This window comes from Bartonella sp. AA78NXGY (genome assembly GCF_042197005.1).
Taxonomy (GTDB): Bacteria; Pseudomonadota; Alphaproteobacteria; order Rhizobiales; family Rhizobiaceae; genus Bartonella.
The window spans coordinates 1-5,914 of the sequence record NZ_JBHIRI010000036.1; the positions used below are offsets into that span (position 1 = coordinate 1).

Sequence of the window (5,914 nt, forward strand, 5' to 3'; positions counted from 1 at the left end):
CCCTCCATTCGCCACCTTCATAGCTAGCTCCCCCTCCTAAATACATCGCTAGCGTCTGATGCAAGGAATAAAGCTGATTGCCCGTAATCGCCTCTGTCGAACCTTCAGAAATATCGCCATCTAAAACTGACTTCAGTTTGCTCTTACTTCTTTTATCTCCCTTCCCATGAAGCGCTACAAACGCACTGTCTTCATCACTCCACAACAACGCATTCTGCTCAATATTGTCTGAAATCTCATTATGAAGCTTTGTAAAGGAATTGCTTACACCAGCAAACGCTTCCGCAATATTAGGGTAGCTATGCTCTTCTGGACTACCATCATCATTAAATGTCGTAACTTTGAAAGTAGGTGCTACCCATTGACCATCTTCATAGTGAGCTCCACCACCAAAATAAGTCGCCAGCGTCTGATTCAAGGAATAAAGCTGAGAACCATTCACTGCTTCCGTCGAGCCTTCAGAAAGTGTGCCCGCTTTCACGCCAGAGAGACTACGTGCATCACCATTCATGTTTGAAATTGTGATTGCACTACCCTCTTTTTCATCACCTATCTTGATTACCTTCGTAGCATCATCCTGCTTAACAAGACTATCTCCTACAACTTTATTAATCTCATTCTGAAGCTCTTTATGAATATTCATGAATGAATCACCAACACCAGCAAACGCTTTGGCAACATCATCATAACTTTGCTCTTCAACGGCACTGCCATCTTCTTTGACAATCTTAACTTTGAAACTTGGAGCACTCCATTGACCTTCCTTATATTCAGCGCCACCACCTAAATAAGTTGCAACAGTCTTATTCGTATCAAAAAGCTGAGAACCATTGACCACCTCACTTGAGGCTTCCGAAAGCGTTCCTGCTTTCACACCGGAAAGAGTCCGTGCGGCACCATCAATATTCGAAAGCTTAACTTCTGTACCACTCTTTTCACCCCCTACACTAATAACATGTGTCTTTTCATCTTGTTTAACAAGACTATCTCCCACAACTTGGTTAATCTCATTCTTAAGCTCTTTGTGAATATTCGTGAATGAATTCCCTACACCAGCAAATGCTTTAGCAACATCATCATAACTTTGCTCTTCAACAGCACTGCCATCTTCTTTGACGATCTTAACTTTGAAGCTTGGAGCACTCCAATGACCTTCTTTATATTCAGCGCCACCACCAAAGGATTTAGCTATATTCGTAGCTGTTGTTTCAAGATTGTTAGATACACTGCTTACATTTTGATTGGTCGCAAAAAGCTGAGAACCATTGACCGCATCACTTGAGCTTGCAGAAACCTCTCCATTGGAAAGAAATGTAATCTTACTCTTGCTTTCCTTCTCTCCATGCGTCGCTACAAACGCCTCTGCGGCCTTATCCCACAACAGCGCATCGCCTTGAACTTCCTGAGTAATATTCGTGATGTTTTCAGTAAGTTCATTAAACTTATTCGTTAGGTTGTTATTCACATTCTTGAAATTCGTATCAATACCTTCAATGGCTAAACCAACATCACCATAGGATTTTTCTACTACCTCGCCTTTTGCATCAACACTGGATAATTTATAGGTTGGATCCGTGAAAGTACCATCTTTAAAGCTTGTACCTCCACCTAAGTATTTCGCAATATCCTGAGAAACCTTAGAAATCTGACCGCCATTAACCGCATCATGCGAATTCTCACTAATCTGACCTTCGGCAACATTATGCAAACCTACAGGTGTAGAACCCTTACCTTTACCCAAAGTCACACTCGCATAATTAGTGCTGCTATTATCATCACCTTGTTTATCATAGTGAACAACAGCCGATTCATCAGACTGAAGATTATTAGAAAGCTCCTTCAGACTTTTATCAAGCTGACCTTTGTTAACTGCTTCATTATCCCTTGTCGCTGTCTTAATACCTGAAAGTATTCTATCTTGGCTTTCCTTATCCGCAATACTGATGCTCGCACCTTCTTTTTCACCACCAAGCTTGATTACATTTGTCGTGTCATCAAACTTAACAAGACTATCTCCTACAACTTTATTAATTTCATTCTTAAGCTCCTTGTGAATATTCGTGAATGAAGCCCCTACACCAGTAAACGCTTTGGCAACATCATCATAACTTTGCTCTTCAACGGCACTGCCATCTTCTTTGACAATCTTAACTTTGAAACTTGGAGCCGTCCAAGCGCCACCTGCATAACTAGCATCACCACCTAAAGACTGCGCAACACTGTTACCTAGAGCATATAGCTGATTTCCTGTTACAGCATCGCTTGAGTCTTTAGTGATATCCCCATTTGCAAGCGACGTTATCTTGCTGTTCGTCTTGCTTTCCTTGTACCCATGCTTGGCTACAAACGCCTCTGCGTCCTTATTCCACAACAGCGCATCGCCTTGGACAGATTCTGTGATATTCGTGACTTTGTCATTAAAGTCTTTAACCACATTCGTGAAAGAATTACCAACACCTGAAAGAGCTTCTGAAACACTATCGTACTCAGCTTCTTCTGATGTGCCATCTTCTTTAAGGTGTGTAACTTTAAATCTAGGCAACAACCATTGATTTTTCTCATACTTAGCATCACCGTTTAAGTACGATGCAAGATCTTTTCCTAAGGAATAAAGTTGGGAGCCATTTACTGCATCTGTAGATTCTTTCGTAATATCTCCTGCCGCAAGGAACTTAATCTTGCTATTTGTCTTTGCACCGTCTTTTCCTCCATGCAAGGCTACAAAGGATTTTTCACCCTCGCTCCATGATAAAGAATCTTGTGCAACTCCTTCTGAGACTTCCTTAATACGCTGATTCACATTTTTGATATTCTCATCAAGTCCTTCAAATGCTAAACCAACATTGGTAAAGGCTTTTTGTGTTACCTCACCATCTTCAGAAACGCGAGATAAGTTATAAGTAGGGTTAGTAAAGCTACCGTCTTTAAATGCCGCATCGCCACCAAGGAATTTAGCTACATTCTGAGAAATCGTGTTGATCTGACTACCATTAATCGCATCATGTGAACCCTCACCAATGGCACCATCTTTTACATTATGAAGTGCAACTGGTCCTGCATCCTTACCTTTGCCTAAAGTCACACTCGTGTAATCAATGCCGCCATTATCACCCTCTTTTTTATCGTAATGAACAACAGCCGAGTCATCTGATTGAAGACTGTTAGAAAGCTTCTCTAATCTTTTATCAAGCTGACCTTTGTTAACAGCTTCATTATCCTTTGTTGCTTCACCAACACCTGAAAGTGTCCGATCCGTACCAGTCTTGTTGGCTATGTTGATTTCACTGCCTTCTACTTCTTTACCAATAGTGATAACCTTCGTATTATCATCCTGCTTAGCAAGGCTATCACTGACAACATTGGTCACATCATTATGAACATTCGTGATAGAACTCGCAACTCCAGCAAATGCTTCCGCTACACTCTTATAGCTTTCTTCACTTTCTTTACCTTCCGCATCAACTTTCTTGATCACAAAACTTGGAGCTTTCCATTGTCCATCTTTATCATAACCAGCTCCTCCACCAAAATACTCAGCAAATGTCTGATTCATTGAATAAAGTTGATTACCAGCGACAGCATCCGTTGATTTAGCGCTAACCTCACCATTTGCAAGGAACGTAATTCTACTGTTTTCTTGTGTCCTTACAGCTCTGCCTTGTTCTTCTTGCTTCTTCTCATGACGCGCGACAAAGGCATTGGCTTCATCATTCCATAACAAAGAATCTTGCGCTACTCCTTCTGAGACTTCCTTAATACGCTGATTCACATTCTTGATATTCTCATCAAGACCAGTAAATGCACTACCAACATTATCAAAAGAGCCATTTGTTATATTACCAGCTGTATCAACCTTGGATAACTTGTAGGTTGGTCCTGTAAACGTACCCTCAACAAATTTTGCATCGCCACCAAGGAATTTAGCTACATTCTGAGAAATCGTGTTGATCTGACTACCATTAATCGCATCATGTGAACCCTCACCAATGGCACCATCTTTTACATTATGAAGTGCAACTGGTCCTGCATCCTTACCTTTGCCTAAAGTCACACTCGTGTAATCAATGCCGCCATTATCACCCTCTTTTTTATCGTAATGAACAACAGCCGAGTCATCTGATTGAAGACTGTTAGAAAGCTTCTCTAATCTTTTATCAAGCTGACCTTTGTTAACAGCTTCATTATCCTTTGTTGCTTCACCAACACCTGAAAGTGTCCGATCCCCTTTGTCTTTATTTGCGATATTGAGTTCTGTACCTTCTACTTCTTTACCAATAGTGATAACCTTCGTATTATCATCCTGCTTAGCAAGGCTATCACTGACAACATTGGTCACATCATTATGAACATTCGTGATAGAACTCGCAACTCCAGCAAATGCTTCCGATACACTATTGTAAACCTTTTCCTCACCAGCACTACCATCAGAATTGACAGTTTTAAGCTTGAAGGTAGGTGCAACCCATTCTCCCTTTTCATTATAACCTGCTCCTCCACCAAAATACTCAGCAAATGTCTGATTCATTGAATAAAGTTGGTTGCCAGTGATCGCTTCTGTTGAACCTTTAGAAATTTCTCCATCTAAAAGAAACTTCAATTTTCTATTGTTTCTGTCCTTACCTTCCCCATGAAGAGCTACAAAGGCGTTATCACCCTTGCTCCACGATAAAGAATCTTGCGCAACACCTGCAGAAACTTCCTTAATTCGTGCATTCACATTCTTGATATTATCATCAAGTCCTTCAAAAGCTGAACCAACATTGGTAAAAGGCTTGGCTGTTATCTTACCATCTTTATCAATCTCCGATAAACTATAGGTCGGCCCTGTAAACACACCATTATTAAAAGCTGCATTACCCCCTAAATAAGTAACAACCTTATTATTCGTTTCAAAAAGCTGACCACCCGTAACAGCATCTGTTGATTTAGCGCTAATCTCACCATTTGCAAGGAACGTAATTCTACTGTTTTCTTGTGTCCTGACAGCTCTGCCTTTTTCTTCCTTACTCTTTTCATGACGCGCTACAAAGGCATCGGCTTCCTTGCTCCATAACAAAGAATCCTGTGCTACTCCTTCAGAAACCTCTTTAATCCTTGCATTCACATTCTTGATATTCTCATCAAGACCAGTAAATGCACTATCAACATTATCAAAAGAGCCATTTGTTATATCACCAGCTGTATCAACCTTGGATAACTTGTAGGTTGGTCCTGTAAACGTACCCTCAACAAATTTTGCATCACCACCAAGGAATTTAGCTACATTCTGAGAAATCGCGTTGATCTGACTACCATTAATCGCATCATGTGAACCCTCACCAATGGCACCATCTTTTACATTATGAAGTGCAACTGGTCCTGCATCCTTACCTTTGCCTAAAGTCACACTCGTGTAATCAATGCCGCCATTATCACCCTCTTTTTTATCGTAATGAACAACAGCCGAGTCATCTGACTGAAGGCTGGTAGAAAGATCCTTCAAACCTTTATCAAGCTGACCTTTGTTAACAGCTTCATTATCCTTTGTTGCTTCACCAACACCTGAAAGTGTCCGATCCGAACCAGTCTTGTTGGCTATGTTGATTTCACTACCTTCTACTTCTTTACCAATAGTGATAACTTTTGTCTTTTCATCCTGCTTGGCAAGGCTATCACTGACTACATTGGTCACATCATTGTGAACATTCGTGATAGAACTTGCAACACCTGCAAGTGCTTCCGCTACACTATTGTAAACCTTTTCCTCACCAGTGCTACCATCATCATTGACAGTTTTAAGTTTGAATGTGGGTGCAACCCATTTTCCATTTTCATAGCCAGCACCTCCACCAAAATAGGTCGCAACTGTTTGATTGATTGAATAAAGCTGATTGCCCGTGATCGCTTCTGTCGAACCTTTAGAAATTTCTCCATC

1 pseudogene is annotated in these 5,914 nt (G+C 40.9%); it reads right to left on the minus strand.

Features of this window, described 5'->3' with window-relative positions:
• Positions 1–5,914: pseudogene (locus tag ACFINL_RS09255) on the minus strand (hypothetical protein); the annotation flags it as partial.